The following is a 25,893-nucleotide window of genomic DNA, read 5'->3' as shown; positions in this document are numbered from 1 at the left end:
TTTAATAATTGCTAAAAAATGGTATAATAAAAACATGGCTAATAGAAATCGACAAAAAAAGGGTGCTAAAAAAAGGCGCCAAACAAAAGCAGACATTGAGAAACAACGCGCTATTAAAAGAATGATTTTTTCCATTCTGACAGCTTTCGTCTTGATCTTTGCAGCAATCAGATTGGGAATATTTGGAATCACTGCATATAATGTCATCCGATTTATGGTTGGCAGCTTGGCATATCTTTTTATTTTTGCAGTAATGATTTACCTTTTCTTTTTTAAATGGCTGCGCAAAATTGAAGGCTTAATAGCTGGCTTCGTTACTTTATTCTTAGGACTTTTAGTAGAGTGGCACGCTTATCTTTTTGCCTTGCCAAATTTTCAACACAAAGAGGTACTGAGTCAATCAGCTAGGTTACTTATAGGAGATCTCTTAGGATTTAGGGTTCAGTCCTTTGTTGGCGGAGGTATGCTGGGAGCACTTCTTTATAAACCAATAGCGTTCTTATTTTCCAATATTGGATCTTTTTTTATTGGTGGACTACTCATTTGCTTAGGGATCTTCTTGATGACACCGGGGGATATCTATGATCTGGCCTATTTTTTCAAAAAAGCTGCCCAGAAGCTCCATGAGAAAGGCCATCAAATGAGAGAGGCTGCTTATTTAAAACGTGAAGAAGCAAAAGCCATTGCTCAGCAAGAAAAAATGGAGAAAGAAGCTCGCTTAGAAGACAGTGAGACTTCCTTAACTGTAGATCCTCAAACGGGTGAAATTTTTGATGAGAATGCTCAGAACCTAATCAACCAAACTCCTGCAGAAGCAGAGATTGTTTCTTATGAGTCTCATTCGGATATGAGCTCTGCAGATTTTCCTTTGGATGAACTTGAGAATAACCAATTTGAATCACCTTATCTGGAAAAGGAGGGGATCAAAGAGTCAGAAGAAGGCAGAGAAGAAGAGTATGATGAGCCTGTAATGGTTGATTTCACACCAAAAACCAACCTCTTATATAAGTTACCGACTATTGATCTTTTCGCACCAGACAAGCCTAAGAACCAGTCTAAAGAGAAAAACTTGGTTCGTAAAAATATCAAGGTTTTGGAAGAGACTTTCAAGAGTTTTGGGATAGATGTCAAAGTAGAACGGGCAGAAATTGGACCTTCTGTTACCAAATATGAAATTAAACCAGCAGTAGGTGTCCGTGTCAATCGGATTTCTAATCTAGCTGATGATCTGGCCTTGGCCTTGGCAGCAAAAGATGTCCGAATAGAAGCTCCTATTCCAGGAAAATCCTTGGTCGGTATTGAAGTACCTAATTCTGAGATTGCAACGGTTTCTTTCAGGGAACTTTGGGAACAATCAAAGACGTCAGAAGAAAAACTGCTAGAGGTTCCTTTAGGAAAGGCCGTCAATGGTATGGCCAGAAGTTTTGATCTGACAAGGATGCCCCATCTACTTGTAGCGGGTTCAACGGGATCTGGTAAATCTGTTGCTGTCAATGGAATTATTTCAAGTATTTTGATGAAGGCTCGTCCCGATCAGGTTAAGTTTCTAATGGTTGACCCCAAGATGGTAGAATTATCTGTTTATAATGATATTCCCCACCTCCTCATACCTGTTGTTACCAATCCAAGGAAGGCTAGCAAGGCTCTCCAAAAGGTTGTTGACGAGATGGAAAACCGTTATGAACTTTTCAGCAAGGTAGGTGTCAGAAATATAGCCGGCTATAATGCCAAGGTTGAAGACTATAATAGTAAGTCTGAACAAAAACAAATTCCTCTGCCTTTAATTGTGGTTATCGTTGATGAGCTAGCTGACCTGATGATGGTAGCTAGTAAGGAAGTCGAAGATGCCATTATTAGGCTGGGACAAAAGGCGCGTGCTGCCGGTATCCATATGATCCTTGCAACACAAAGGCCTTCGGTTGATGTCATATCTGGTCTTATCAAAGCAAATGTACCTTCTAGAATTGCTTTTGCAGTATCTTCAGGTACAGATAGTCGAACAATTTTAGATGAAAATGGTGCTGATAAGTTACTTGGTCGAGGCGACATGCTCTTTAAACCAATTGATGAAAATCATCCTGTACGTTTGCAAGGTTCCTTCATATCTGATGATGATGTTGAAAGAATCGTTGGCTTTATCAAGGACCAAGCTGAGGCAGACTATGATGAGTCCTTTGATCCAGGAGAGGTTAGTGAAAATGATAGCGGAGCTAATGATTCCGGCAATTCATATGAAGGTGATCCACTTTTTGAGGATGCTAAAATGCTTGTCTTAGAAACTCAGAAAGCTTCTGCCTCAATGATCCAAAGACGCTTATCTGTTGGATTTAATAGAGCTACCAGATTGATGGAAGAACTGGAAGAAGCAGGAGTCATTGGACCAGCAGAAGGTACCAAGCCAAGGAAGGTTTTACAGAATAATTAAAAAAACGATGATTAGAATCATCGTTTTTTTAGTATTTTATAAAGATAAAAATAACCAGTAGGAGGTAGGCTAAAAAGGTTAATAAAAAACCAACTCGCCAGAATAACTTGGCAAACCTGCTATAGTTAAAATGCTGAATTTTAATAACTAGCATTAAAGTAATGATGATAGCTAGGATCGACAAAGCAATAAGATAGTAGGGTAAAAGATTATGTGTAAAGAATTTACCAGAAACCAGTATGATTTCAATGGCAAAGAGGATAAAGGCTAAGTCGGGAAATTTAATACCATAGCGTCCTAGCTTAAAGGTTGACACAAGAATATGTGAAAAGATAGGAGTTAATAGGATAAAAGCTGCAGCTATTAATTTATATGTATTCATAAGACTATTTTAGCTTGAAAAGGGGAGCTTGTAAACTTAATAGTCTAAATTGGTTAAATTTTTTGAAAGGTTCCATTATATTTCTGACTTTGCAAAATAATTATAGTGTGGTCACTTGAGTTTTATAGTGGCTTTCTCGCTTTTTTTATGATATCTTTATGATATAACAAGATGACGAAAAGGAGACTATTATGCAACAGTTGAATACATTTCCCCATCCAGAATTACTTGTTGATGATCAAGACTATATTACGATAGCCATTGATTTAGACGACTTATCGGCATACTCTGAAAAAGATGTTTTACTTTTAGAAAATAATTTAAAAGAAGCTAGACAATCCACAAAAGACAAAGGCTCCGGCTGGGAAGAGCAAATTAGTTCTGTACGAAAAGATGCTCGTTTGCTCCTAACTGGTACATCAAGCCTTATCATTTATATCACAGAAAAAGAAAGCTACTATTATCATATTGACACAGCTGTAGTCAACACTATTATGTTTGGTCCAGAACCTTATTTGAAGCCACTTATTGAACATTTCCAATTTGCTAATGATTACCATCTCTTGGTCTTAGATCAAGACAGGGCTCGGATTTTTGAGCTGGGCATGGATCGCTTCAAAGAAATTAGGGATGGCGAGTGGCCTATCCATCTGACAGAGGCTCTTGGTGAAGAGAAAAATGGTGGCGAATTAAGTTATGGTAGCTTTTCAGGACAAGGCGGTGATGGTCAACATGGTTTCCATGGTCATAACGAAACAAGCAGTGAAAAAGAAATTGATAGAGACAATTTTTTCCGATATGTAGACAATTATTTAATGACTTATCTTGGACAGGATTGTGAAACCTCACTAATTCTTTATGCACTAAAAGAAAATCAGGCAGCTTATCGAGCTATCAGTAAGTATAATCCTCTTCTGGAAGAAGGCATTGCCCTATCAGCTGCTAAAGTCAAAGACGAAGAAATTGCTAAGCAGGGACAAGATTTTATCGCAGAGCTAAAAGAAAAACGTCTAGGTGCACTGATTAACCGTTTTAAAGAAACAAGTCCTGAGTTCCGTGTTGATGACAATATAGAGGAAATTAAAACCTTGGCACTTGAAAACAGGATAGAAGAGCTACTAATTGTCAAAAATATGCAAGATGAGTATCAGATTACTAAAGCAAATACAGAAAGTGCTAAAATCGAAAAGGCTCTTAAAGAGATCGTCTTAGCCCTACTCAAGGCTTCAGGGAAGGTTTATATCCTAAATGAAGACCAAGTCAGCCAAGGACTAATGATTAGTGCTCGTCTACGTTATTAGGATTTTTCCTTGTATAAAGTGACTAAGTTTTAGAAAACTATTGATTGACTGGTAGCCATAGGTTACTGGTCAATCTTTTTTACAAAAGTGCTTGATTTTATTTATAAAATAGGTATAATGGTAGAGTATGCTAATTGCGTACCTGTGGGAGGTAAAAATTTTTAATTACCGCCAAAACCACAACAGGAGGATTTAAAAATGGCTAAAAAAGTCGAAAAACTTGTAAAACTTCAAATCCCTGCTGGTAAAGCTACACCAGCTCCACCAGTTGGACCAGCTCTTGGTCAAGCAGGTATCAACATCATGGGATTCACTAAAGAATTTAATGCTCGTACAGCTGATCAAGCTGGCATGATCATCCCAGTTGTTATCTCAGTTTATGAAGATAAATCATTTGATTTCATTACTAAAACTCCACCAGCTGCTGTTCTTTTGAAAAAAGCTGCAGGTGTTGAAAAAGGTTCAGGAACACCTAACAAAACTAAAGTTGCAACGGTTACTCGTGCACAAGTACAAGAAATTGCTGAAACTAAAATGCCAGATTTAAACGCTGCAAACCTTGAGTCTGCAATGCGTATGATTGAAGGTACTGCTCGTTCTATGGGATTCACTGTTACTGACTAATCAGTAGGAAAACCTTATTACCCGCACGACTTCATCATGATTTGATGAGTGACGTGGGAGATTTTAAATCAAATCGATATGACCACATTACAAGGAGAAGATAAAAATGGCTAAAAAAAGCAAACAAATGCGTGCTGCACTTGAAAAAGTAGATAGTACAAAAGCTTACAGCGTAGAAGAAGCTGTAGCATTAGTAAAAGAAACAAACTTTGCAAAATTTGATGCATCAGTAGAAGTTGCTTACAACTTAAACATTGACGTTCGTAAAGCTGACCAACAAATCCGTGGCGCAATGGTATTGCCAAACGGAACTGGTAAAACACAACGTGTACTTGTTTTTGCGCGTGGTGCTAAAGCTGAAGAAGCAAAAGCTGCTGGAGCAGACTTCGTTGGTGAAGATGATTTAGTTGCTAAAATCAATGGTGGATGGCTTGATTTTGATGTTGTTATTGCAACACCAGACATGATGGCTATCGTAGGTCGTCTTGGACGTGTCCTTGGACCTCGTAACTTAATGCCAAACCCTAAAACTGGTACAGTAACTATGGATGTTGCTAAGGCAGTTGAAGAGTCTAAAGGTGGTAAAATCACTTATCGTGCTGACAAAGCAGGTAACGTACAAGCTATCATTGGTAAAGTATCATTTGACGCTGATAAATTAGTTGAAAACTTCAAAGCTTTCAACGAAGTTATGGTTAAAGCTAAACCATCAACAGCTAAAGGTACTTATATGACTAACGTTGCTATCACATCTACTCAAGGTGTTGGTATCAAAGTTGACCCATCAACAATGTAATAGATTAAAGCTATCTTCGGATAGCTTTTTTTGATGAAGCTGGGAAGATAAGCTAGAAGATACATTTTAAAGAGGGGATTATTTTTCTTGACCTGACTGAGTGGATCGGAGCCCTCAGGCCATGGCAAAGCTTTTAGACTGTGCTATTTTTGAGCTTTTAAGTCATCACTGGGAAAAGAGCTCTGCAATTTTTCATAGTAAAATAATTCTAATGTGCAGCTTGTATTGAACTGTTAATATCCGAGCATTTGTGGTAGAATAGTAAAGACAAAATAAGGAGATAAGTATATTGGAACCAAAATATCAACGTATTTTAATTAAATTGTCTGGTGAGGCATTAGCAGGAAATAAGGGAGTTGGAATAGACATTCCTACTGTTCAAACTATTGCCAAGGAGATTGCTGAAGTTCATCAGTCTGGTGTGGAGATAGCACTGGTTATTGGTGGTGGTAACCTTTGGCGTGGTGAGCCTGCTGCAGAAGCGGGGATGGATCGTGTCCAAGCTGACTATACAGGGATGCTAGGAACGGTGATGAATGCTTTAGTAATGGCTGATAGTCTTCAACATTATGGCGTTGATACCCGAGTTCAGACCGCAATTCCAATGCAAAATGTAGCAGAACCTTATATTCGTGGGCGAGCGCTCAGACATTTAGAAAAAGGACGTATTGTTGTTTTTGGAGCTGGAATTGGCTCTCCTTATTTTTCAACGGATACAACAGCAGCATTGAGAGCAGCTGAAATAGAGGCTGATGCTATTTTGATGGCGAAAAATGGTGTGGATGGGGTTTACAATGCAGATCCCAAAAAAGATGCTAATGCTGTGAAATTTGATGAGTTGACCCATGGCGAAGTTATCAAACGTGGTTTGAAGATCATGGATGCTACAGCATCAACCCTATCGATGGATAATGACATTGACTTAGTCGTATTTAATATGAATGAGTCAGGTAATATTAAACGTGTTGTCTTTGGGGAACATATAGGTACAACTGTTTCCAATAAGACATCAGAAGAGTAAAATTTTAAGGAGTTAAGAAATTATGGCAAATGCTATTATTGAAAAAGCAAATAAACGTTTTGAACAATCTTTCCAATCTCTATCACGTGAGTATGCTAGCATTCGTGCTGGACGTGCTAATGCAAGTCTCTTAGACCGTATTCAAGTGGAATACTATGGAGCACCTACTCCACTAAATCAGTTGGCCTCTATCACAGTTCCAGAAGCTCGTGTCTTATTGATCTCTCCTTTTGACAAGTCTTCAATCAGAGAAATTGAACGTGCTATTAATGCTTCTGACTTGGGAATTACACCAGCAAATGACGGTTCTGTTATTCGTTTGGTAATTCCAGCCTTGACAGAAGAAACACGTAAAGACCTTGCCAAAGAAGTGAAAAAGGTTGGTGAAAACCAAAAAGTGGCTATCCGTAACATTCGTCGTGATGCTATGGATGAAGCTAAAAAACAAGAAAAGGATAAAGAAATTTCTGAAGACCAATTAAAAACTTTAGAAAAAGATATCCAAAAAGCTACAGATGATGCCATCAAACATATTGATGCTATGACTGCTAATAAAGAAAAAGAACTCTTAGAAGTTTAATCAGTCGCTTTATTCTTTATTCTATCTAGAAAAATTTTAAGAAATAAGTAAAGGAGCTAGACAATTATTTCAGAAGCGTTTGTTTTTGACAGTTGTCTGCTTTTTTAAAGAAAGAAATAAATGTTATGAACGAATTATTAGCAACTACAATTACAGGTTTAATTAGAGAAGAAAATGACAAGTCCTATTTTGTTCAAAAAGATGGCTATATTTTTGCTCTGGCAAAAGAAGAGGGCAGTCATGAAATTGGCCAGATGGTAACAGGTTTTGTTTACTTGGATTACAAACAAAAACTACGTATGACCACCAAGGAAATCAAGTCCACAAAGGAAACTTTTGGTTGGGGAGAAGTGACAGATGTTCGCCGAGATCTAGGAGTTTTCGTTGATACAGGACTCCCAGACAAGGAAATAGTCGTCTCCTTAGATTTGCTTCCAGAGCTAAAAGAATTGTGGCCTAAAAAGGGTGATCGCTTATACATTAAGCTAAGTGTTGACCATAAGGACCGCATGTGGGGGATTCCTGCCGAAGCTGAAGTTTTCCAAAAGATGGCTGATCCTGCTTATGATAATATGCAAAATCAAAATTGGCAGGCCATTGTCTACCGTCTAAAAATGTCCGGAACCTTTGTATATTTGCCTAAGAACAATATGCTTGGCTACATTCATCCAAGTGAACGTTATAGTGAACCAAGGTTGGGACAGGTTTTAGATACACGTGTTATTGGCTTTAGGGAGGTTGATAGAACCTTGAATCTCTCCTTGAAACCACGATCTTTTGAGATGTTAGAAAATGATGCTCAGATGATCCTGACTTATCTGGAATCAAACGGAGGTTTCATGACCTTGAACGATAAGTCTTCACCGGAGGATATCAAAGCCACCTTTGGTATTTCCAAGGGTCAATTTAAAAAGGCTTTGGGCGGTTTAATGAAAGCTAAAAAAATTAAACAGGATCCTAGTGGTACTGAATTAATCTAAGTAAAAACTTTGCGACTGGCAAGGTTTTTTGCTACAATGTAACGAAGAAAATAGAATTGGGAGAAAATCATGAAAGAAAATCTAGAAAGAGCCCTATTTGCTGGTGGTTGTTTTTGGTGTATGGTTGAACCTTTTGAGGAAAAAGATGGCATTTTATCTGTCAGAAGTGGTTATACTGGTGGTCACCTAGAAAATCCAACTTATGAACAGGTATGCTCTCAAACAACAGGTCATACTGAAGCGGTGGAAATCATTTATGATGCTTCTAAGGTTTCTTATCAGGAACTTGTGGAACTTTATTGGACACTGACTGATCCCACAGATGCCTTTGGTCAATTTCAGGATCGAGGCGAAAGCTATCGTCCAGTGATCTTCTATTATAATCAGCAACAAAAAGAGATTGCCCAGGCTTCAAAAGAAAAATTGATGCAATCTGGAATTTTTGACAAGCCAATTGTAACCAGTATAGAAGAAGCAAAGGCTTTTTATCCAGCAGAAGATTATCATCAGGGCTTTTATAAAAGTAATCCAGAGCGTTATGCCTTAAGTAGTCAATTAAGACATGATTTTCTTAAGAAAATTTGGAATACCTAGTGATGAGGGAGAAAAATTAGTGAGAAAATCATTTTATACATGGTTAATGACTGAGCGTAATCCCAAGTCAAATAAACCAGTTGCCATCCTATCCGACTTGGCCTTTGAGGATTCTACTTTTCCAAAACATAGTGATGATTTTGAGCTTATCAGTCGTTATCTGGAGGACCAGGCTGTCTTTTCCTTTAATTTAGGGGATTTTGACCGTATCTGGGAAGACTTTTTGAACCATTAAGAAAGTCCCCTTGTCTATTTCATAACTTTATAGGAAATTCATAGAGCTCATATTAGTTGAAGAGAGGATCTCGTTCCATAGCAGGACGAGATCCTCTCTTTTTTTCTGTCATAAGACTGCTATTAGACATTATGGTCGACTGTGTCCAAATAGGACAAATTATGAGCTTTTTTAATAGACAAGAGAAATTGAGGGTGTAAAATAACAGTTAAGAAGAAAAATACCCTTTACAACATTAAGGAGGATATCATATGTATTACACTAATGGTAACTTTGAAGCTTTTGCTAGACCAAGAAAGCCCAAAGGAGTGGAAAACAAATCAGCTTATATCGTAGGCGCTGGTTTAGCCGGTTTAGCTACTGCAGTTTTTCTAATCAGAGATGGGCAGATGTCTGGTGAAAATATTCATATTTTAGAAGAACTTTCCTTGTCTGGTGGTTCGCTAGATGGTGCTAATAATCCTCAGCTAGGTTTTGTAACTCGCGGTGGCCGTGAGATGGAAAACCATTTCGAATGTATGTGGGATATGTATCGGTCTATTCCATCATTAGAAATTCCAGATGCCTCTTACTTAGATGAGTTCTACTGGTTGGACAAGGACGATCCCAACTCTTCAAACTGTCGCTTGATTCACAAAAGAGGTAACCGTGTAGATGATGATGGACAATTTACTTTAGGTTCTCACTCAAATGAACTGGTTAAACTGGTGATGCAAACAGAAGAATCCCTAGGTAGAAAGACCATTGAAGATGTCTTTTCAGAGGAATTCTTTGAAAGTAACTTCTGGGCTTACTGGGCTACCATGTTTGCCTTTGAAAAATGGCATTCTGCCATTGAAATGCGCCGTTATGCTCTGAGATTTATCCATCATATTGGCGGACTACCAGATTTTACTTCCTTGAAATTCAATAAATATAATCAATATGAATCAATGACTAAACCCATTTTGGCATTCTTAGAAACTCATGGGGTGGATATACAACTAGACACCAAGGTTTCCAATGTTAAAGTTGATTTTAAAGCTGGTAAGAAAGTTGCTAAAAGTCTTCTGCTTAATGTATCTGGACAGGCTAAAACAATTGAGCTAAGTGAAAATGATTTGGTCTTTGTAACCAATGGTTCAATCACTGAAAGTAGCACTTATGGTGACCATCATACTGTGGCTAAGGCTAATAAAGACTTGGGTGGCTCATGGAATTTATGGGAAAACCTAGCAGCCCAATCAGATGAATTTGGGCATCCTAAGGTTTTCTATAAGGATTTACCTGCAGAAAGTTGGTTTATTTCTGCAACAGCTACCATTAAAAACCCTGCAATTGAACCTTACATTGAACGTTTGACTCATCGTGATATACATGATGAAAAAATAAATACAGGTGGAATCGTGACTGTGGTTGATTCCAACTGGATGATGAGCTTTGCTGTTCATAGACAACCACACTTTAAAGATCAAAAAGATAATGAAACCATTGTATGGCTTTATGGTTTGTATTCAAATAAAGAAGGAAACTACATTCACAAGAAAATTGAGGAATGTACAGGTCAAGAGATCACTGAAGAATGGTTGTATCATTTAGGGGTACCAGAAGAAAAAATTAAAAAACTAGCAGAACAAGATTCTATTAATACTGTTCCTGTTTACATGCCTTACATTACAAGTTACTTTATGCCACGTATCATGGGTGATAGGCCAAAGGTTATCCCTGATGGCTCAGTAAACTTAGCCTTTATTGGTAACTTTGCTGAATCACCAACTCGTGATACCGTCTTTACAACAGAATATTCTATCAGAACAGCTATGGAGGCTGTTTATAGCCTACTAGGTGTTGAACGGGGAATTCCTGAAGTCTTTAACTCTGCTTATGATATTCGTGAGCTCCTAAAAGCGGTTTACTATCTCAATGATAAAAAATCAGTGGAAGACTTACCAATTCCAGGCTTAATTGGAAAAATAGGACGCAAAAAAATCCAAGATACCTTCGTCGAAGAATTATTAAAAGAAGCACATTTGATATAAAAGAAAAAAGTATTATTGATTTTTCAATAATACTTTTTTTGGTGGGTATATATTATTCTTTAATGAGTTCTTCTTCACGTTTGGCTAAAACAAGATAGCCGATTGCTGAAAAAGCAGAAAGGACTGCAACAATAACATATGACCAGAACCATCCGAAATTATCGGCAAAGATAGGCATTAACCAGTTGGCTCCCATGTTGCCAATTAAGTAAGCTGTGACCCCAACAAAACCAATAGCAGTACCAGCTACATTAAGAGGAACAAAATTAATTGTCAAGATATTTACTATCAATTGTGGTCCATAGATTAATGATCCTAGAATACCTGAGATAATTAATAGAAATAGATAATTTGGTGCACCAGTTGCAGTGATATATTCATAAACAAATACAACTCCTGCCATAATAAATAAACCAATAGCTCCTATTTTAGCCATTTTATTTGGGTATTTGACGGCTAGCCAAGCAAATACTAAAGAACCTGGAATAGCAACCCATTCTAAAATGGAAATTGCAAAATGAATTTTTGCTTCTGGTAGGTTTGCTACTTCAGTAAGATAAATTGGCATCCAGTCTTCGATACCAAAACGGACAAAGTAAAGTGCAACGTTAACTGCAGCGACTAGGAGGAGTGATGGGTTACAGAAAACATATTTCCAGATTAATTGCCAATAGTTATAATTATGCTTTTCCTCCTCAGAAGCAATATTAGATTCTCCTCCTTCACCGTACATAGTGCGAAGTGAGTCTAAGCCTTCAGTTTCTGGATTATCACCACCAAATTTCCAACAGATTAATGCAAACCAGAGAACAAATAGTCCAGGTATCAGAAAAGCTAGTAGGATATTCCCACTATCAGGGAGGACTAATCCCATACTGGTCAAAGAAGCAATCAATAGTGGCAATAATGCAGAACCTGCATTTTGAGAAATATTCCAACCAGCAATTGCTCCTCCTCGTGTTTTATTGGGAAAGTAATTAGCAATCATTGCTTGTGAAGCAGGAGCTAAGGCACCTTGAACAACACCGCAAAGAACAAGTAAAATACCTAAAGTTAGCATAGAAGTATGGAAAAAACCAATTAAAATGCAGATTAGTGCACTAGCTCCTAAGCTGGTTGCAAATAGTTTACGCAAGCTAACTCTGTCTCCTAGAGCCCCCATATAAAACTTTGCTAAACCATATGAGATAGTAAGGCAAGAGAGTAATGTAGCGATTTGTGCTTTATCCCAACCATTTGTCATCATTATTGAGTTAGACATTAATTTAAAATTATTGCGAACTAAGTAAGCACAGACATAACCAAAAAAGGCAATAAAAAAGACTGTTTTTTGTCGTTTTAAGAAGCGAGAAAATTTCTCTGGGTTAACTTTTTCATAGTTTTCGTTCATTAATTATTCTCCAAAAGGATTTATTATTTGATACGACCGTATAATGTAATTGTGTCTCGACAAGTATATACTTTATCAGAGTTTTCTAACTTTGTCAACGTTTTCATAAAAAATGCAATAACAATCTCATTTATTATAATAACTGTAAAAATTAAAAATCTATTATTTGATAGCTTTTTCCTATCAGTCTTTGATTCTTTTCTGTTATAATAAAGTTACACAATTGAAGAAAAGGAAGTCTAATTTGCAAGAATATTCTACTGAAATTACCCTTAATCGTCCGGATGATTTATTTGCCTTATTTGGTTCAAATGAGCGTCATCTTAAGTTAATTGAAAATCATTTAGATCTGATTATTCATGCTAGAACAGAACGGGTTCAAATTGTCGCGGATAATCAAGCTAAGTTAGCCTTAGCTCAGTTGACGATTCAAGCACTTTTGGTTCTTGTTGGTCGTGGCATGATTGTTAATACTTCCGATGTTGTCACGGCTTTGTCAATGGCTGAAAATGGGACCATTGATAAATTTGTTGCCCTCTATGAAGAAGAAATTATTAAAGACAATTACGGCAAGCCTATCCGAGTTAAAACCTTAGGTCAAAAGGTCTATGTGGATAGTATTAAAAAACATGATGTTGTTTTTGGGATTGGTCCAGCTGGAACAGGGAAAACTTTCTTGGCTGTAACACTTGCTGTGATGGCACTTAAACGTGGACAGGTAAAACGTATTATCTTGACGAGACCTGCCGTTGAAGCAGGTGAAAGCTTAGGTTTTTTACCAGGAGATTTGAAAGAAAAAGTTGATCCTTATCTCAGGCCAGTTTATGATGCCCTTTACCAAATTCTTGGTAAAGAACAAACAACACGGTTGATGGAAAGAGAAACGATAGAAATTGCACCTTTAGCTTACATGCGTGGTCGTACCTTGGATGACGCTTTTGTTATTCTTGATGAAGCCCAAAACACAACAATCATGCAAATGAAAATGTTCTTAACGCGTCTTGGATTTAACTCTAAAATGATTGTTAATGGCGACATCAGTCAGATAGATTTACCTCGTAATGTCAAATCAGGTTTGATTGATGCAAGTAATAAACTAGGACAGATTAAAGCCATTGACTTTGTTTATTTCACAGCTAAAGATGTCGTTCGCCATCCAGTAGTTGCCGACATAATAAAAGCATATGAGACTGATCGCACTAGCGATTCACCAAAAAAAGAAGAAAAAAATGAGAAGAAGTCCGGTCTTACCTCATATGAAGTAATAGGACAAGAAATTGAAAATGATAAAATATAAGCTCTTCGATTGAAGAGCTTTTTATGAAAGGAAATGTTATGCAAGATTATATTAGTTATATTCGATCGAAAGTTGGACACGAAAAGGTATTTTTGCCTTATGCAAAATGAAAGAAATGAAATTCTTTTGCAAAGAAGAGCAGATAGAGGAACTTGGGGATTAGTTGGCGGTTGTATAGAATTAGGAGAATCTTCAACAGAAACTTTGATTAGAGAATTTTTTGAAGAAACAGGTATCATTGTTTGTCCACAAAAATTATTAAATATTTATACCAACTTTAAAGAGACATATCCCAACGGAGATATAGCTCAAACAATTGGTTTCATCTATGAAGTTAATACAATGGGATTAGTTGAGATAGATAATTTTCAGAATGAGGAGACATTAGAGTTATCTTTCTACTCTTATGATGACAGATCTTAAATTCAAATTGTAAATGAGCAGCATAAACTTATTATTGATGAATTTTTTAGAAAGAAATTTAGACTTGGGCATTAAAAAATAGAGATAGGAGTGCTTATGGATCAGATTTTTAATGAAATAATGGCTGATGTGGAGAATAAAGTCTATACTGACAAGGGGATTGAGCCACTTTATGCAGCACCGAAGCCAGCCAAAATTGTAATTGTCGGACAGGCCCCGGGAATTATTGCTCAAGAAACGAAGATATACTGGAATGACCGTAGTGGTATTCGCCTTCGTGAGTGGTTAGATGTTGATAATGATACCTTTTACAACTCCGGTCTCTTTGGGATTATCCCAATGGACTTTTACTACCCAGGGAAAGGCAAGTCGGGCGATCTTCCTCCACGGAATGGCTTCGCAGATAAGTGGCATGACAAAATCCTAAAAACCATGTCAAATGTGGAATTGATTATTTTAGTTGGGCAGTACGCTCAAAAACATTACCTTGGAAAAAAATGCAAGAAAACACTGACAGAAACAGTCCGTTCCTATGAGGATTACCTTCCAAACTATTTTCCATTGGTTCACCCATCACCACGTAATCAAATTTGGATGAAGAAGAATCCTTGGTTTGAAGAACAGGTTATTCCGACATTACAAAAACGTGTGGTAAAAATTCTGAAAAACTAGGAAAAACAGTCTTTGAAATCGTTTTAATTAGTTGAACTGGTGGAGAGGACACAAAAAAAGTGGCTTCTATGATATAATAATATAATTAGTAGAATCAAAAGCTATTGAAAGGGTAAGGATTTTTTTGTTCATATTTATATGAAAGTAATAGAAATCCTTGATATCAAAGATATGTATATTGAGATGATTGATGAAACTGGCCAAGTTTCTCAAGAGATTATGAAGCAAACAAAAGATTTGCTTGACTTTGCAGCAACCAAAACTGGAAAAGACCAAAAAGAAATGTCAGTCACTTTTGTGACCAATGAACGCAGTCACGAATTAAATTTAGAATATCGTGATACAGATCGTCCAACAGATGTTATCTCATTAGAGTATAAAGCTGAAAGTCCGGTATTTGTTGACCAAGATGCCTTTGATGATGATCCAGATTTAGCAGAAATGCTTGAAGAATTTGATGCCTACATCGGCGAATTATTCATTTCAATTGATAAAGCAAAAGAACAGGCTGAGGAGTATGGACATTCTTTTGAAAGAGAGATGGGATTTCTAGCTGTTCACGGTTTTTTACATATTAATGGCTATGACCATTATACGCCAGAAGAAGAAAAAGAAATGTTCACACTACAGGAAGAGATTTTGACTGCTTATGGCCTTACACGACAATAATTCACAAAAAAAATGGAAAAATAGGACAGTCATTGCCAGTTTAGAATTTGCTTTAACGGGTATTTTGACTGCTATTAGTGAGGAAAGAAACTTAAAAAGTCATCTTTTCTCGGCCCTATTAGTTTCAATTGCGGGCTTAATTTTTAGAATTTCAAGAATAGAATGGTTATTTTTAATGCTAGCCATCTTTTTAGTCATTACCTTGGAAATTGTAAACTCGGCAATTGAGAATGTTGTTGACTTGGCTAGTGATTATCACTTTTCGATGCTAGCCAAGAAGGCAAAAGACATGGCTGCTGGAGCAGTCTTAGTGATATCAGGCTATGCTGTCTTAACAGGGCTAGTTATCTTTATACCAAAAATTTTAGGAATTTTTTTTGCAAAATAGGAAGATGGAGTAAGTATGACATTTAAATCAGGTTTTGTAGCCATTTTAGGACGTCCAAATGTTGGAAAATCAACCTTTTTAAACTATGTGATGGGACAAAAAATTGCCATTATGAGTGATAAGGCACAAACAACCCGTAACAAGATAATGGGGATTTACACGACTGAAAGAGAACAAATTGTTTTCATTGATACCCCAGGTATCCATAAACCTAAAACCGCTTTAGGTGATTTTATGGTTGAATCTGCCTATAGTACTCTTCGTGAAGTGGAAACCGTTATTTTTATGGTGCCAGCAGACGAAAACCGAGGTAAGGGTGATGATATGATTATCGAGCGCCTTAAGGCTGCTAAAATCCCGGTAATTCTTGTTATCAATAAAATTGACAAGGTACACCCTGACCAACTATTAGAACAAATAGACGATTTCAGAAGTCAAATGGACTTTAAAGAAATTGTTCCTATATCTGCACTTCAAGGGAATAATGTTAACCCATTGATGGAAATTTTGAAGGAAAATCTTGAAGAAGGTTTCCAATATTTCCCAGAAGACCAAATTACTGATCATCCAGAACGTTTCCTTGTGTCAGAGATGATTCGCGAAAAAGTGTTGCACTTAACACAGCAGGAAATCCCACACTCAGTTGCAGTCGTGATAGAATCTATGAAACGTGATGAGGAAACCGATAAAGTACATATCCGTGCTACTATTATGGTTGAACGTGATAGCCAAAAAGGCATTATCATCGGAAAACAAGGGGCAATGCTTAAGAAAATTGGAAAAATGGCACGCCGAGACATCGAAATCATGTTAGGTGATAAAGTCTATCTAGAAACATGGGTCAAAGTCAAGAAAAATTGGCGCGACAAAAAACTAGACCTGGCTGACTTTGGTTATAACCAAAAAGAGTATTAAAAACATCCAGTGGATGTTTTTAACCCGAACCTAGAAAACAAAAAGCGAGGCAACATTCGGGGAATGTTTTTAACCCGAGCCCGAAAATAAACAGTTGTAGCTTTTCTAAGCTTAATTGAAATTGTAAAGCTGAGTTTGTCCTCAGCTTTTTAGCTTTAAGGAGAGTAAATATGCCAGAAGACTATATTTCATACATCCGATCAAAAGTGGGACATGATAAGATTATCCTAAACTTTGCAGGTGGAATTTTGACAGATAAGCAAGGGCGTATCCTACTGCAATTACGTGCTGATAAAAAAACCTGGGCAATACCAGGTGGCACTATGGAACTTGGTGAAAGCTCTTTAGAGGCTTGCAAGCGTGAGTTTTTGGAGGAGACAGGGATTGAGGTTGAAGCCACTCGCTTACTTAATGCTTACACCAATTTTAATGAGACTTATCCTAATGGAGACCAGGTTCAGACAGTTGTTTTTCTTTATGAGCTTAAAGCAGAGGCGGCAGTAGCTATCAGTGATTTTAACAATGAAGAAACGCTCAAGTTACAGTTTTTCTCTCGTGAGGAAATTAAAAATTTGGAGAGTGTGTCAGCCAAACACCGCCTTATGTTAGAGGAATATTTTGCAGATGATTTTAAATTGGGTCATTAATGGGAAGTGGAAGTCTAACAGCCTTCTAGTGAAAGATGAGTTGGAACATGACAATAGCTCAGTGTTAAAATCAGCCTATGCTAATCTTAAATCATAATTCCTTTGAAAATTAATGAGAACCCATTTCATGATGAAAATAAGACATTTTAAGATATCGAGAAGATTGATGTCTTTTTCAATTGTGATTTGTCGTCCTTGTTTTATAGAGCTTTATCCCTTGAGAAAGGTTGTCATACTATTTCTTGTTCCATCTGATGCTTTCTAATGAGGGTTTAGTTGCTTTTCACAATAAAACCTATAATCTCTACGGTGAATTCTTATTAATACCCTTTAAATAAAGAGTAGTTCCTTTTGGACTGCTTTCTTTGATTTCTGTCAGACAAGTAATTTGGGAATCATGATATAATAGGGTTATATGTGAGAAATTTGCTTACTACATTTGTGGAAGGGTTATTTTCTCTTTGATTTTGCAGGGAAAGGAATATGTGCCGGTGGCTTTTTATGAAGTCAGTGTGTGAAGTGGAAGTGTTATATGCCAGAATTACCAGAAGTTGAAACTGTTCGTCAGGGTCTTGAAAGACTCGTTTTGGGTAAGAGGATCCAGTCGGTGCAAGTCAATGTACCTAAGATGGTTAAAACTGATAATGAGCTTTTTAAGCTAGGTTTACCAGGGCAGTCTATCCACCATGTTAGGAGGCGTGGCAAGTATCTGCTCTTTGATCTTGATGATTTTACAATGATTTCCCACCTGAGGATGGAAGGGAAGTATCTTTTATTTCCTGGTGCTGTCCCTGAAAATAAGCATTTTCACTTTTTCTTCCTATTTACTGATGGTTCAACCTTAGTTTATCAGGATGTTCGTAAGTTTGGGACCTTTGATTTACTGGCTAAGGAGCAGGAACCAGAATTTTTTAGCAAACGAAAAATGGGGCCTGAACCGACAAAAGAAGCTTTTAAGTTAAAGGCATTTGAGAGAGCTCTGCTATTCTCCAAAAAATTAATAAAACCGTGGCTTTTGGATCAGACTTTAGTAGCTGGTCTTGGCAATATCTATGTGGATGAGGTTTTGTGGGCTGCTCGGGTTCATCCTATGAGAAGTGGTGATTCTCTCAAGAAGGCAGAAATTAAAAGGATTCATGAAGAGGTCATCGCTATTTTAGCTTTGGCCATTGAAAAGGGTGGGTCCACTATTAGAACCTATCAGAATACTTTGGGGATGAATGGGACTATGCAAGATTTTCTAAGGGTCTATGGTCAGACAGATAAGCCTTGTCCTAGGTGTGGTCAGCCTATTCAAAAAATAAAAGTTGCAGGGAGGGGGACACATTTTTGTCCCAAGTGCCAAAGATTATGAGTAAGATAATAGGAATTACTGGTGGTATTGCTTCGGGTAAGTCGACCCTAGTGAAAAAGATTAAAGAGGCAGGTTTTGCTGTTATTGATGCTGATCAAGTGGTTCATTCTTTGCAGGCTAAGAGTGGTAAATTATATGAGACTCTTCTTAACTTTTTTGGCTCTGAAATTTTAAGAGAGGATGGGGAGATTGATCGCCCTAAATTATCTCAGATGATTTTTTCCAGTGAGGAAAAAATGGCTCTGTCTTCTCATATTCAAAATCAGATCATCTATGAGGAATTGCTGGCCAGAAAGAAGGCTTTTGAGAAGAAATATCCTGTTTTTTTTATGGATATTCCTCTTTTAATTGAATTGAATTATCAGAGTTGGTTTGATCAGGTTTGGCTGGTCTATGTTGATAGAAAAATACAGCTTGAACGTCTGATGAAGCGCAATCACTATAGTGAAAAAGAAGCCTCTGAGCGACTTCAAAAGCAAATGACACTTGATGAAAAGAGAGCCTATGCTCAGCTTATTTTTGACAATAATGGTAGCCTTGACGCATTAGAGAGGCAGCTTGAAAAAGAATTAGAGAAACTGCAAAAAGAGCAGGCTCAAGCTAGATCCTAAAAACAATTTGAAAAAGAGCCTTGTGCCCTTTGGAAGACTTGTCTTTACTTTATGTCGCTGAGTAAAAGAAAAGGGCTGGAATCAGTATCTTATGCTATAATTGGTCTAATGAGAGAAACCCTATGAGTAGCTACTTTTTAGATCTAGCAGCTGTGATAAGAGATGAGGAAATTTTGATGGAAACAATAAGAATTGCAAAAGGAGAAAAAACGATTGACATGCCATTAGGTATGTTAAACCGCCATGGGCTAATTGCTGGCGCAACAGGTACTGGTAAGACAGTTACTTTAAAGGTATTAGCAGAGCAGTTAAGTTTATCTGGTATTCCAGTTTTTTTAGCTGATATTAAAGGAGACCTCAGTAACCTTGCAAAGGCTGGTCAGGTTTCAGAAAAATTAAAGGCTCGTCTTGAGAAATTGGCTATTAGTGATTATAAACCGCAGGCCTTTCCAATCAGATTGTGGGATGTCTTTGCAAAGCAAGGTCAGGCTCTTCGCACAACTATTTCTGAGATGGGACCTTTGATGTTGGCTCGTTTGTTAGACTTAAATGACACGCAAACTGGAGTTCTCACTATTGTCTTTAAAATCGCCGATGAAAATGGTTGGCTGCTCATTGATCTCAAGGATTTGCAGGCGATCTTAATAGAAGTTGCGGATCATTCTTCGGAATATTCAGGCCAATATGGTAATATTGCTAAGCAGTCTATTGGGGCTATCCAGAGGTCCTTACTAAGCTTAGAGCAAGAAGGAGCTGAACTGTTCTTTGGTGAACCAGCCTTAGATGTTGCTGATTTTATTCAAATTGATGTCGCTAGTGGTCAAGGAGCAATCAACCTTTTGTCTGCGACAAAACTCTTTCATTCCCCAACTTTATATGCTACTTTTTTACTGTGGATGCTTTCAGAACTCTATGAGAACCTGCCTGAGGTTGGTGATCTAGACAAACCGAAAATGGTCTTTTTCTTTGATGAAGCCCATTTACTTTTTAAGGATGCACCAAAGGTTTTTGTTGAAAAAGTAGAACAAATAGTTCGGCTTATCCGTTCAAAGGGGGTAGGGATCTTTTTTGTAACACAAAATCCCTTGGATCTTCCTGAACCAGTCCTGGCTCAGTTGGGCAATCGTATCCAACATGCTTTGCGACCTAAAGAACAAAAGGCAGTCCGTGTTGCTGCTGATACCTTCCGACAAAATCCAAACCTAGATGTTGCCAGAGTGATTACGGAGCTTGAAGTAGGAGAGGCCTTAATCTCCTTATTAAATGAACAGGGCCAGCCATCAGTGGTTGAAAGAGCCTTCATCATGCCACCAAAAAGTAGCTTTGACTTAATGTCTGAACAAGAAATAAAGAGTCTGGTGGCTTCTTCTCCATTTGCTAGTAAATATGGGCAAAGCATAGATCGTGAGTCTGCCTATGAAAAGTTGGCTCAAAAAGTCATGGGAGAAGAAGAGATTGCAAGATCTCAAGCAGAAGCTAAGCAAAAAGAAAAAGAAGCAAAAGAACAGGCAAAAATACAGAAACAGTCCTCAAGACCTGTAGGATGTCCTCCTAAAACAGTCCTTGAAAAGGCAACAGATGCTTTTATTAGTAGCACAGTCAGAACAATTGGTAGAGAGCTTGTCAGAGGGATTTTGGGTTCTCTGCGTAAAAGATAAGTCTTCTTTAAAATTGTCTTTTATCCTTTGCCTTGAAATGTGTTATAATGATGAAAGGTATTTTTAGCAAGTAAGACTAACGTATCCCTAGAGCTCTGATAGAAGCCTAAATTGAGAAAACGTGATAAGAGCTTGGTTCAGCTACCCATACTGAGGCAAGCTTTTGACTTCTTGTGATTTCTGATGGAAAAAGGTTCTCATTAAAAAGGGAGAGTTTAGTTACAAAATAACGACAGTTAAGGATATGGCGTGAGAGTAAAAATTAATTTAAAGTGTAGTGAGTGTGGTAGTAAAAACTATTTAAGTAGTAAAAATAAAAGTAACCATCCTGAGAAAATAAAGGTTCTTAAATATTGCCCTAAGGAGAGAAAAGTCACTCTACATGTTGAATCTTAATAGTAATTATGATAAAATGTTTGAGACTATAGTGGAGGAAATAACATGTACAACTTACTACTAACAATATTGCTTGTTTTATCGGTTTTACTGGTCATTGCAATCTTTATGCAACCACAGAAAAACCCAAGCAGTAATGTGTTTGATAGCAGTGGTTCAGAAGCTTTGTTTGAACGAACCAAAGCACGCGGTTTTGAAGCATTTATGCAACGTTTTACAGCAGTTCTAGTATTTTTCTGGCTAGTTATTGCACTTGTGCTTGCTGTTTTATCAAGTAAATAGAGAGTGAGCTTGACAGAGTTAGTCTAGCTCATTTTTTTATTAATGAACTAGAAACCACTTGAGGAACAGAAATAGAAAAAGGTTTTATGAGAGAAAATATTATTAATTATCTAAAAGAGCATGGCAAATCGGATGTCAATCAGATTGCGGCAGCTTTAGATATGGCAGGGGCTGAAAGGTTTCCACTTTTAATCAAAGAAATTTCGAAAATGGAGAGTAAAAGACTCCTACGTTTTTCAAATGATGGAAGCATTTCTTTGCGAAAGCACAAAGAACAAAAAAAAGAGATTACCATTCAAGGGATTTTTAGAGCTAATAAGGCTGGTTTTGGTTTCCTCTTTATTGATGACAATGAAGAGGATATGTTTATTGGTCGTAATGATGTTGCTTACGCCATTGATGGTGATACCGTTGAAGTTAAGATCAAAAAACCAGCTGACAAGTTAAAAGGTACAGCAGCCGAAGCAAAAGTTGTCGGTATTGTAGAGCGTTCTTTGAAAACAGTTGTTGGAAAGTTTATTCTTGATGATGACAAACCTAAGTATGCAGGTTACATTAAGTCAAAAAATCAAAAAATTCAACAGAAAATATACATTAAAAAAGAGCCCGTTCTTTTAGATGGGACTGAGATTATCAAGGTTGATATTGAAAAATACCCAACTAGGGGGCATGATTATTTTGTAGGTAATGTCCGTGATATAGTTGGCCACCAAGGTGACGTTGGTATTGACGTGCTAGAAGTTCTTGAGTCCATGGATATTGTCTCAGAATTTCCAGAAGATGTTATTGCTCAGGCAAATGCAGTTGCTGATCTACCTAGCCAAAAGGATCTGGTAGGACGAATTGACCTAAGAAAAGAAGTTATTTTCACAATTGATGGAGCTGATGCAAAAGATCTAGATGACGCCATTCATATCAAAGTTCTTGACAATGGCAACTACGAGCTAGGTGTGCATATTGCTGACGTATCCTACTATGTTACTGAGGGCTCTGCCTTGGACCGCGAAGCTGCAGCTCGTGGGACATCGGTTTATGTTACAGACCGTGTTGTGCCTATGCTTCCTGAGCGTCTGTCTAATGGCATTTGTTCCTTAAATCCTAATCTTGATCGCTTAACACAATCCGCTATCATGGAAATTGACTCAAAAGGTCAGGTGCTTAACTATCAAATTTGTCAGTCAGTTATTAACACTACTTACAGAATGACCTATAGTGCTGTTAATGAAATGATTGCAGGTGAGGAAGAAACCATCGAAAAATACCCAGCTATCCTGGATTCTGTTCAAGATATGGTTAAACTTCACAAGATTTTAGAAAAGATGCGTCTGAGACGTGGTGCCTTAAATTTTGATACACAAGAAGCTAAGATCATTGTTAATGATAAGGGTATGCCTGTCGATATTCTTGTCCGCAGTCGCGGAATAGCAGAGCGGATGATCGAATCGTTTATGTTAGCTGCAAATGAATGTGTGGCAGAACATTTTGCAAAGGCTGAGCTATCTTTTATATACCGTGTTCATGAAGAACCAAAGTCTGAAAAGCTACAAAAGTTTATTGATTATGCTAGTGTCTTTGGGATTCAGATCCAAGGAACGGCCAATAAAATTTCCCAAGAGGCTCTTCAAAATTTTATGGCTAAGGTAGAGGGGCAACCTGGAGCAGAAGTTTTAAATATGATGTTACTTCGTTCCATGCAACAAGCTCGTTATTCTGAAACCAATCATGGGCATTACGGATTAGCCGCAGAATATTATACACATTTTACTAGTCCAATCAGACGTTATCCTGACTTGCTGGTTCACCGGATGATTCGTGAATACAGCCATGTCAGTCAAGAAAAAAAAGAACACTTTGCACAGGTCATCCCTGAATTAGCCTCTTCGTCATCTCGCTTAGAGCGCCGTGCTGTTGACGCAGAACGGATTGTTGAAGCTATGAAGAAGGCTGAATACATGGAAGAATATGTTGGTGAAGAGTTTGATGGCATTGTCTCTAGCATTGTCAAGTTTGGAATCTTTGTTGAGTTGCCAAACACTATTGAAGGCCTCATACATATCACCAATCTGCCCGAGTACTATAACTATAATGAGCGCACTATGACCTTGCAGGGAGAAAAATCAGGAAAAGTCTTCAAGGTTGGTCAGCCTATACATGTCAAACTAGCAAAAACTGATAAAGAGACTGGCGAAATTGATTTTGAATACTTGGCTAGTGATTTTGATATCGTTGAAAAGCTGGCAAAGACTAATTCTAAGGACAAGAAAAGAAATCGCAGCTCTAAGAACAGTAAAGGGGCTAAATCAAAACAATCTGCTCAGACAAAAACAAAGCAAAAGTCTGCTAAAAAGCCTTTTTATAAGGCTGCTGCAAAAAAGAAAAAAGGTAGAAGGAGTTCATAATGGCTAAGGGCGAAGGTAATCTTCTTGCGCAAAATAAAAAGGCTAGACATGACTATCATATCGTCGAAACCATTGAAGCTGGAATAGTACTGACTGGGACTGAAATAAAAAGTGTCAGAGCTGCTCGCATCCAATTAAAAGATGGTTTTGCACAGATTAAAAATGGTGAAGCGTGGCTGGTCAATGTCCATATTGCACCATTTGAACAAGGAAATATATGGAATTCTAATCCAGAGCGAACACGTAAATTATTATTAAAGAAACGTGAAATTCAAAGACTGGCCAATGAACTAAAAGGGACTGGTATGACCCTTGTTCCCTTAAAGGTTTATTTAAAAGATGGCTTTGCTAAGGTTCTTATTGGCTTAGCAAAAGGAAAACACGATTATGACAAGCGTGAAACTATCAAGCGTCGGGAGCAAGATCGTGATATTAAAAAACAAATCAAACAATACAATGCGAGGTGAGTTGACGACATGATCAAAAAAGGACAGGTAAGTTTGGTACATACCTATTCCTATGACAGAGACTTATACACGCAGGGACTAGAAGTAGCAAGTGATAAACAATTAAATATGACCTCAAGAGTTTTGACTGTTTGGGAAGTTATGCTTATGAGGGTGATGGTTGGGGCTTGGCCTATGATGAGCAAGAAGATTGCCTTTGGATGACTAATGGCAATGCTTTCTTGCAAAGAGGTGATCCAAAGGATTTCACACTCTTGGAGACCATTTTAGTAGCAGTGGACGGCGTCCCTATCTTTATGCTTAATGAGTTAGAATACGCGGACGGTTATCTCTATGCTAATATTTGGCAGACCAACATCATAGTTAAGATCTTACCCCATAGTGGACAGATTCTAGCGACCTATGATGTGACTCCCCTGCTAGATCAATTAGATCTTAACAAGGAGCACTACCCAGATATTAATGTCTTAAATGGTATTGCCCATCTGTCTGATCAGCATTTTTCCTTTCAGGGAAATTGTATTCCATGCTCTTAGAAGTAGTGCTAGAAGATCATTAAGAATAGTTAGAAGAAATGGAGGAGATTTCCTTTATTTTTTATACTTTTCTTAGGTTGCTGACTTTCTACCACTTAAGAAAATAGCAAAATAAAAACCCCGGAGACTTTAATCTATCTCTGGGCTTTTTATTGACTATCTTTAGTGGGTTGCTCCACCGACTGCTTTTAAATCGGAGCGATCATTGAAATCAACAATGGCATCAATGGCAGCCTTGATACATCTTGTGATATCGTCTAGGTTCATAGCTGCTGTATTTGGTTTGTCAACAGCCTGTTCCATCATAAAAGGAATATGCATAAAGCCAGCCTTGGCATTTGGTAGGTATTTGTCTACCAAATAAAGAGCTTGATACATCAAGTGGTTGCAAACAAAGGTTCCAGCTGTATTTGATACTGAAGTTGGTAGGCCAGCTTTTTGAATAGCATCAACCATAGCTTTGATTGGTAAGGTTGAAAAATAAGCTGCTTTCCCATTTTCACGGATAGGGGTATCAATCGGTTGGTTTCCATCATTATCAGGAATACGAGCATCATCCTGGTTGATAGCGACACGTTCTGGCGTCAAGCCTGTTCGCCCACCAGCTTGTCCACTACAGAGGACAACATCTGGCTGAAAGTCTTCCATATAAGCTTGGAGCACATCAGCAGATTTTTGGAAAACTGTTGGTACTTCTACGCATTTGACTTGCGCACCGTGGTGCTTTTTGGTAATTTTCTGATGGATTCAAGTGCAGGATTAATGGCTTCATCACCAAAGGGATCAAAGCCTGTTACTAAAATTTTCATCTTTCTTATCCTTTCAAGTGTCTT

Annotated in this window: 25 protein-coding genes and 3 pseudogenes; 25 read left to right on the top strand and 3 right to left on the bottom strand. The window is 37.6% G+C overall.

Features of this window, described 5'->3' with window-relative positions; translation table 11 throughout:
* Positions 1-34: 34 nt before the first annotated feature.
* On the top strand, positions 35-2,425 hold the full coding sequence (locus HBN42_RS06875) for a DNA translocase FtsK (RefSeq protein WP_165994328.1): 2,391 nt from the start codon (positions 35-37) through the stop codon (positions 2,423-2,425).
* Between the two features lie 28 nt (positions 2,426-2,453).
* Here the strand turns inward: HBN42_RS06875 and HBN42_RS06870 are convergent, their stop codons facing one another.
* Positions 2,454-2,807 carry a DUF3397 family protein gene (locus HBN42_RS06870; protein WP_165994327.1) on the bottom strand — a complete coding sequence of 118 codons (354 nt, stop codon included), beginning with the start codon at positions 2,805-2,807 and terminating at the stop codon, positions 2,454-2,456.
* Between the two features lie 191 nt (positions 2,808-2,998).
* Between HBN42_RS06870 and HBN42_RS06865 the strand changes: the two genes are divergently transcribed.
* The 9 genes from HBN42_RS06865 (at position 2,999) to HBN42_RS06825 (ending at position 10,956) form a co-directional block, all read left to right on the top strand.
* Positions 2,999-4,108, top strand: a complete 1,110-nt coding sequence (locus tag HBN42_RS06865; RefSeq protein WP_165994326.1) for a baeRF6 domain-containing protein — start codon at positions 2,999-3,001, stop codon at positions 4,106-4,108.
* A 198-nt stretch (positions 4,109-4,306) separates the two neighbouring features.
* Entirely contained in the window at positions 4,307-4,732 is a 426-nt protein-coding gene (gene rplK, locus HBN42_RS06860; protein ID WP_159545049.1) for a 50S ribosomal protein L11, read from the top strand.
* A 106-nt stretch (positions 4,733-4,838) separates the two neighbouring features.
* Positions 4,839-5,528, top strand: coding sequence for a 50S ribosomal protein L1 (rplA, locus tag HBN42_RS06855; protein WP_165994325.1), 690 nt, complete (start codon positions 4,839-4,841; stop codon positions 5,526-5,528).
* A gap of 289 nt (positions 5,529-5,817) precedes the next feature.
* Positions 5,818-6,549 carry a UMP kinase gene (gene pyrH / locus HBN42_RS06850; protein WP_165994324.1) on the top strand — a complete coding sequence of 244 codons (732 nt, stop codon included), beginning with the start codon at positions 5,818-5,820 and terminating at the stop codon, positions 6,547-6,549.
* Between the two features lie 22 nt (positions 6,550-6,571).
* On the top strand, positions 6,572-7,129 hold the full coding sequence (gene frr, locus HBN42_RS06845) for a ribosome recycling factor (protein ID WP_165994323.1): 558 nt from the start codon (positions 6,572-6,574) through the stop codon (positions 7,127-7,129).
* Between the two features lie 125 nt (positions 7,130-7,254).
* A complete protein-coding gene (locus tag HBN42_RS06840) occupies positions 7,255-8,109 on the top strand; it encodes a CvfB family protein (protein ID WP_165994322.1) in 855 nt (284 codons plus the stop codon).
* A 69-nt stretch (positions 8,110-8,178) separates the two neighbouring features.
* Positions 8,179-8,703 carry a peptide-methionine (S)-S-oxide reductase MsrA gene (gene msrA / locus HBN42_RS06835; RefSeq protein WP_165994321.1) on the top strand — a complete coding sequence of 175 codons (525 nt, stop codon included), beginning with the start codon at positions 8,179-8,181 and terminating at the stop codon, positions 8,701-8,703.
* 19 nt (positions 8,704-8,722) lie between these two features.
* A complete protein-coding gene (locus tag HBN42_RS06830; protein WP_165994320.1) occupies positions 8,723-8,938 on the top strand; it encodes a YozE family protein in 216 nt (71 codons plus the stop codon).
* A gap of 251 nt (positions 8,939-9,189) precedes the next feature.
* Positions 9,190-10,956, top strand: coding sequence for an oleate hydratase (locus HBN42_RS06825; protein ID WP_165994319.1), 1,767 nt, complete (start codon positions 9,190-9,192; stop codon positions 10,954-10,956).
* 52 nt (positions 10,957-11,008) lie between these two features.
* On the opposite strand, the gene HBN42_RS06820 is transcribed toward HBN42_RS06825, so the two are convergent.
* Positions 11,009-12,346, bottom strand: coding sequence for an MFS transporter (locus HBN42_RS06820; protein ID WP_165994318.1), 1,338 nt, complete (start codon positions 12,344-12,346; stop codon positions 11,009-11,011).
* Between the two features lie 244 nt (positions 12,347-12,590).
* On the opposite strand from HBN42_RS06820, the gene HBN42_RS06815 reads away from it, so the two are divergent.
* The 15 genes and pseudogenes from HBN42_RS06815 (at position 12,591) to HBN42_RS06745 (ending at position 25,083) form a co-directional block, all read left to right on the top strand.
* Positions 12,591-13,643, top strand: coding sequence for a PhoH family protein (locus HBN42_RS06815; protein WP_165994317.1), 1,053 nt, complete (start codon positions 12,591-12,593; stop codon positions 13,641-13,643).
* 38 nt (positions 13,644-13,681) lie between these two features.
* Positions 13,682-14,141 (top strand): annotated as a pseudogene (locus HBN42_RS06810) (NUDIX domain-containing protein).
* 21 nt (positions 14,142-14,162) lie between these two features.
* Positions 14,163-14,738 (top strand): uracil-DNA glycosylase family protein, encoded by a 576-nt coding sequence (locus HBN42_RS06805; RefSeq protein WP_165994316.1) that lies wholly within the window; start codon positions 14,163-14,165, stop codon positions 14,736-14,738.
* Positions 14,739-14,909: 171 nt separating this feature from the next.
* Positions 14,910-15,407: an rRNA maturation RNase YbeY gene (gene ybeY, locus HBN42_RS06800; RefSeq protein ID WP_165994437.1), complete on the top strand. Its 498-nt coding sequence runs from the start codon at positions 14,910-14,912 to the stop codon at positions 15,405-15,407.
* Complete coding sequence (locus HBN42_RS06795; RefSeq protein WP_165994315.1) at positions 15,388-15,795, top strand: diacylglycerol kinase family protein; 408 nt, start codon at positions 15,388-15,390, stop codon at positions 15,793-15,795. Before ybeY ends, HBN42_RS06795 begins: the two co-directional genes overlap by 20 nt.
* A 15-nt stretch (positions 15,796-15,810) precedes the next feature.
* The gene (gene era, locus HBN42_RS06790; protein WP_165994314.1) at positions 15,811-16,710 is read left to right on the top strand and encodes a GTPase Era; all 900 of its coding nucleotides are present in this window, start codon (positions 15,811-15,813) and stop codon (positions 16,708-16,710) included.
* 170 nt (positions 16,711-16,880) lie between these two features.
* Positions 16,881-17,357 (top strand): NUDIX hydrolase, encoded by a 477-nt coding sequence (locus HBN42_RS06785; protein ID WP_165994313.1) that lies wholly within the window; start codon positions 16,881-16,883, stop codon positions 17,355-17,357.
* 532 nt (positions 17,358-17,889) lie between these two features.
* Positions 17,890-18,711: a DNA-formamidopyrimidine glycosylase gene (gene mutM / locus HBN42_RS06780; protein WP_165994312.1), complete on the top strand. Its 822-nt coding sequence runs from the start codon at positions 17,890-17,892 to the stop codon at positions 18,709-18,711.
* The gene (gene coaE, locus HBN42_RS06775) at positions 18,708-19,322 is read left to right on the top strand and encodes a dephospho-CoA kinase (RefSeq protein ID WP_165994311.1); all 615 of its coding nucleotides are present in this window, start codon (positions 18,708-18,710) and stop codon (positions 19,320-19,322) included. Before mutM ends, coaE begins: the two co-directional genes overlap by 4 nt.
* A gap of 176 nt (positions 19,323-19,498) precedes the next feature.
* Complete coding sequence (locus HBN42_RS06770) at positions 19,499-20,980, top strand: helicase HerA-like domain-containing protein (RefSeq protein WP_165994436.1); 1,482 nt, start codon at positions 19,499-19,501, stop codon at positions 20,978-20,980.
* A 249-nt stretch (positions 20,981-21,229) separates the two neighbouring features.
* A complete protein-coding gene (rpmG, locus tag HBN42_RS06765) occupies positions 21,230-21,376 on the top strand; it encodes a 50S ribosomal protein L33 (RefSeq protein WP_165994310.1) in 147 nt (48 codons plus the stop codon).
* Positions 21,377-21,421: 45 nt separating this feature from the next.
* On the top strand, positions 21,422-21,658 hold the full coding sequence (gene secG / locus HBN42_RS06760) for a preprotein translocase subunit SecG (protein WP_165994309.1): 237 nt from the start codon (positions 21,422-21,424) through the stop codon (positions 21,656-21,658).
* Between the two features lie 86 nt (positions 21,659-21,744).
* Positions 21,745-24,057: a ribonuclease R gene (rnr, locus tag HBN42_RS06755; protein WP_165994308.1), complete on the top strand. Its 2,313-nt coding sequence runs from the start codon at positions 21,745-21,747 to the stop codon at positions 24,055-24,057.
* Positions 24,057-24,524, top strand: coding sequence for an SsrA-binding protein SmpB (gene smpB / locus HBN42_RS06750; protein WP_165994307.1), 468 nt, complete (start codon positions 24,057-24,059; stop codon positions 24,522-24,524). Before rnr ends, smpB begins: the two co-directional genes overlap by 1 nt.
* A gap of 9 nt (positions 24,525-24,533) precedes the next feature.
* Positions 24,534-25,083: pseudogene (locus HBN42_RS06745) on the top strand (glutaminyl-peptide cyclotransferase).
* A gap of 139 nt (positions 25,084-25,222) precedes the next feature.
* Here the strand turns inward: HBN42_RS06745 and pcp are convergent.
* Positions 25,223-25,869, bottom strand: a pseudogene (pcp, locus tag HBN42_RS06740) (pyroglutamyl-peptidase I).
* Between the last annotated feature and the right edge of the window lie 24 nt (positions 25,870-25,893).

Source organism: Streptococcus catagoni (genome assembly GCF_011421425.1).
Lineage (GTDB): Bacteria > Bacillota > Bacilli > Lactobacillales > Streptococcaceae > Streptococcus > Streptococcus catagoni.
The sequence above is the reverse complement of the archived record's forward strand: the minus strand, read 5'-3'. Positions and strand labels throughout refer to the sequence as shown.